The organism is Stenotrophomonas sp. HMWF003 (assembly GCF_003061285.1).
Lineage (GTDB): Bacteria > Pseudomonadota > Gammaproteobacteria > Xanthomonadales > Xanthomonadaceae > Stenotrophomonas > Stenotrophomonas maltophilia_AP.
On record NZ_QAIW01000420.1, the window covers coordinates 622 to 5,070 of the forward strand.

The window sequence follows — 4,449 nt, forward strand, 5'->3', positions numbered from 1 at the left end:
CAGGGTGCCGCCATCGGAGATCAGCAGCACTTCATCGGCTGCGCCCATCAGCACCGCGCTGACCAGCTTGCCGTTGCGCTCGGTGGTCTGGATGCCGATCACGCCCTGGGTGCCGCGGCCCTTGCGCGGGTAATCCGGCAGCGGGGTGCGCTTGCCGTAGCCGTTCTCGGTGGCGGTCAGGATGTACAGCATGGTGTCGTCGTCGCCGACCTCGATCACGGCATCGCCGTTCTCGATCACGGTTTCTTCGACGCTGCCGTCGTCCTCGTTTTCGTCCTCGTTGCCGCCGGCGCTCTCGGCTACGATCAGGCTCACGACCTCTTCGCCCTTGGCCATCTTGATGCCGCGCACGCCGGTGGCAGTACGGCCCATCGAGCGGACCTTGTCTTCACCGAAGCGCACAGTCTTGCCGTTGGAGGCGAACAGCAGGATGTCGCGCTCACCGTCGGTCAGGCCGACGCCCACCAGCGCATCGCCTTCGTCGAGGTTGATCGCGATCTTGCCGCGCGCCAGGCGGAAGGCGAACTCGCTGAGCGGGGTCTTCTTGACGGTACCGTTGCGGGTGGCGAAGAACACGAACTGGCGTTCGGCGTACTCGCGCACCGGCAGCACGGCCTGCACCCGCTCACCGGGTTCCAGCGGAATCCAGTTGATGATCGGGCGGCCCCGCGCATTGGAACCGGCTTCGGGCAGCTGGTGCACCGGCAGCCAGAACACCTTGCCGGCGCTGGTGAAGGTCAACAGCGTGTCATGCGTGTTGACCAGCCACAGCTGCTCGATGAAATCCTCTTCCTTGGTCGACGCCGCGCTGCGGCCACGGCCACCACGACGCTGCGCGCGGTAGGCGCTGACCGGCTGGCGCTTGACGTAACCGGCATGCGACAGGGTGACCACCACGTCTTCCGGGGCGATCAGGTCGAGGATGTCCAGGTCTTCTTCGCTGTGGCGGATCTCGGTGCGGCGTTCGTCGCCGAACTCGGTACGCACGTTGATCAGCTCTTCGCGGATGACCTGCAGCAGGCGGTCCGGATCTTCCAGGATGTGGATCAGCCCGGCGATGGTTTCCAGCAGCAGCTTGTACTCTTCGGTCAGGCGGTCCTGCTCCAGCCCGGTCAGGCGGTGCAGGCGCATTTCCAGGATCTGGGTGGCCTGGATCTCGGTCAGCTGGTAGCCGCCGGTGATCAGGCCCACGCCCTTGGGCAGGTCTTCCGGACGCGAGGTTTCCGCACCGGCAGCGCCCAGCATCGACCCGACCAGGCCCGGCTCCCACAAGCGCGCCAGCATGCGCTCGCGTGCTTCACCGGGATTGGGCGAGGTCTTGATCAGTTCGATCATCTCGTCGATGTTGGCCAGCGCAACGGTCAGGCCTTCCAGCACGTGGGCACGGGCGCGCGCCTTGCGCAGCTCGTACACGGTGCGGCGGGTGACCACTTCGCGGCGATGGCGCACGAACGCTTCGAGCATCTGCTTGAGGTTCAGCAGCTGCGGGCGGCCATCGACCAGCGCCACCATGTTGATGCCGAACACCGACTCCATCTGGGTCTGCTGGTAGAGGTTGTTCAACACAACTTCCGCCGACTCGCCGCGCTTGATCTCGATGAAGATGCGCATGCCGTCCTTGTCGGACTCATCGCGCAGTTCGCTGATGCCTTCGAGTTTCTTTTCCTTGACCAGCTCGGCGATCTTCTCGATCAACCGGGCCTTGTTCACCTGGTACGGGATCTCGGTGACGATGATCGATTCGCGGCCGTTGTCGGCCACTTCGATCTCCGCCTTGGCGCGGATGCGCACCCGGCCACGCCCGGTCCGGTAACCGGCGACGATGCCGGCGGTACCGTTGATGATGCCCGCGGTCGGGAAGTCCGGGCCCGGGATGTACTCCATCAGGCCGTCGACGTCGATCTCGGGGTTGTCGATCAGCGCGATGCAGGCGTTGATGGACTCGGTGAGGTTGTGCGGCGGGATGTTGGTCGCCATGCCCACCGCGATACCGGCCGAACCGTTGACCAGCAGGTTCGGGAACCGGGTCGGCATGACCGTCGGCTCCAGTTCCTTTTCGTCGTAGTTGGGCTGGAAATCGACGGTTTCCTTGTCGAGGTCGGCCATCAGCTCATGGGTGAGCTTGGACATGCGGGCTTCGGTGTATCGCATGGCCGCGGCGGAGTCGCCGTCGACCGAACCGAAGTTACCCTGGCCATCGACCAGCATGTAGCGCAGCGAGAACGGCTGTGCCAGACGCACCAGCGTGTCGTACACCGACTGATCGCCATGCGGGTGGTACTTACCGATGACGTCACCGACGATACGGGCCGACTTGAAGTAAGGCTTGTTGCTGTGCGCGTTCAACTCGCTCATCGCGAACAGCACGCGGCGATGCACCGGCTTGAGGCCATCGCGCGCATCCGGGAGGGCGCGGCCCACGATCACGCTCATCGCGTAATCGAGGTAACTCTTGCGCATCTCGTCTTCCAGGTTGACCTGGATGATTTCCTTGGCGGTTTCTGCCATTCGGGTTCCGTTGTCTGGGAGCGGTCCAGTCCGTCGCGCCAGCCCTTTCGGGGCGGCCGCGCCGGAATCTCGATTAACCGGTGAAGTCTACCACAACGGACCGTTTTCCGCCTGCTTTTACGGGCGTTTTACCGGCAAGAATCAGGAACTTACGGGGACGTTGCGGGTATGGGCGCGGCGGGGCCGTCAAAGGCGTACCGACCAGCGGCCGGGACCTGCCCGGAAGGGGGCCAGGCCACCCTCCCGATCCCGGCAGGCCACGACCGTTGGTCGTGGCCCATGGCGACGGAAATCAGCCGAACGCGGCCTGCATGTTGGCCACCGTCGGGTTCAGGATCACCCCGCGCTCGGTCACGATGGCATCGATCAGGCTGCCCGGGGTGACGTCGAACACCGGGTTCCAGGCGGCGATGCCCTCGGCCACGGTGCGCGTGCCCCCTACCCCGTACAGCTCGCCCGGATCGCGCTGCTCGATCTCGATCTGCTCGCCGTCGGCGGTGTCCATGTCCACCGTGGAAGACGGCGCCACCACCATGAACTTGACCCCGTGGTGGCGGGCGGCGATGGCCAGCTGGTAGGTGCCGATCTTGTTGGCGGTGTCGCCGTTGGCGCAGATGCGGTCGGCGCCGACGATCACCCACTGCACCGCACCGGTCTTCATCAGGTGCGAGGCGGCCGAATCGGCGATCAGGGTGGCGTCGATGCCGTCCTGCTGCAGCTCCCACACGGTCAGGCGCGCGCCCTGCAGCCACGGCCGGGTTTCGCCGGCGAAGACCTTGGCGATGCGGTGCTGGGCCATGCCGGCGCGGATCACGCCCAGTGCGGTGCCGAACCCGGCGGTGGCCAGCGAGCCGGTATTGCAGTGGGTGAGCACGCCACTGCCGGCCTCGATCAGCCCGGCGCCCAGCGCGCCCATGTGGCGGTTGGCGGCCAGGTCTTCGTCGGCGATGGCCTGGGCCTCGGTGGCCAGCACCTGCTGCCAGTCGGCGCCGGCCGGGGCCAGCGCACGGCGCATGCGGGCCAGCGCCCAGGCCAGGTTCACCGCGGTCGGGCGGGACGCGTTGAGCCGCTGCAGGGCCGGTTCCAGCTTGGCCAACGCCTGCGCGCCGTCATCGGCCTGCACCCCGGCCGCGGCCAGCACCACGCCCCAGGCGGCGGCAATGCCGATCGCCGGCGCGCCGCGCACGGTGAGTGCATGGATGGCCTCGGCCACCGCGTCACTGTCGCGGCATTCCACGTGCTCCACCACGAACGGCAGCTTGCGCTGGTCGAGCAGTTGCAGGGTATCGCCGGTCCACAGGATCGGGCGGATATGGTCGTAACGGGCGTAGTCGATGTCGGTGGATGCGTTCATCGCGCCATTGTAGCGGCGCACGCCCAAGCCGCCAAAGCGGCTCAGTTGACCTGGAATTCGGCGCGGCAGCCGTTGTCCACCCAGACCCCGCGCGCGTCCCAGCCCCAGCCGCGGCCTTCCTCGCACGGGCTGCCGGACAACTGCTTGGACAGGCGCGCGCCCTTGCCGATGGTCGCCCCGCAGAAACGGCGCTGGCGCGACTTGGATTCGCACACCAGCGTGCGCGGTGCGTCCAGGAAACCGGAACCGTCGGCGGCCCCCACCTCGAAGTCGCCCTGGCAACCGCGGGTTACCCACACTTCGTTGCGCCGCACGCCCCAGCTGTGGCCTTCGCGGCACGGCATCGCCGACAGCTGGCGCAGCAGCCGTACCGGCGCGCCCTGCAGTGCCACCGGGCAACTCTGCGGCCGACCACTGGATTCGCAGCGCAGCACCCGGCGCACCTGCCGCGCGGCGCCGGTGCTGGCGCCCCCTGCCGGCCGGCTGCGGAATTCGGCACGGCAGCCCAGCGTGACCCACACGCCGGAACGATCGGTGCCCCATTCGGTACCGCGGATGCAGCTGCTGTCGGACAACTGGCGCACCAG

Annotated in this window: 3 protein-coding genes; all 3 read right to left on the reverse strand. The window is 67.3% G+C overall.

The genetic code is table 11. The annotated features are described in order from the left end of the window. The coding region (gyrA, locus tag DBR34_RS17970; protein ID WP_128097797.1) for a DNA gyrase subunit A at nt 1–2,508 on the reverse strand (2,508 nt) is incomplete at its 3' end. A 292-nt stretch (nt 2,509–2,800) separates the two neighbouring features. Further along, nucleotides 2,801–3,862, reverse strand: a complete 1,062-nt coding sequence (gene mtnA / locus DBR34_RS17975; RefSeq protein WP_128097795.1) for an S-methyl-5-thioribose-1-phosphate isomerase — start codon at nt 3,860–3,862, stop codon at nt 2,801–2,803. 41 nt (nt 3,863–3,903) lie between these two features. Beyond that, on the reverse strand, nt 3,904–4,449 hold a 546-nt coding region (locus DBR34_RS17980; RefSeq protein WP_258224097.1), incomplete at its 5' end, for a DUF3011 domain-containing protein.

Coding starts and splice junctions, on each gene's coding strand:
- mtnA (WP_128097795.1), bottom strand. CDS start 3,862: ATGAACGCATCCACCGACATCGACTACGCCCGTTACGACCATATCCGC.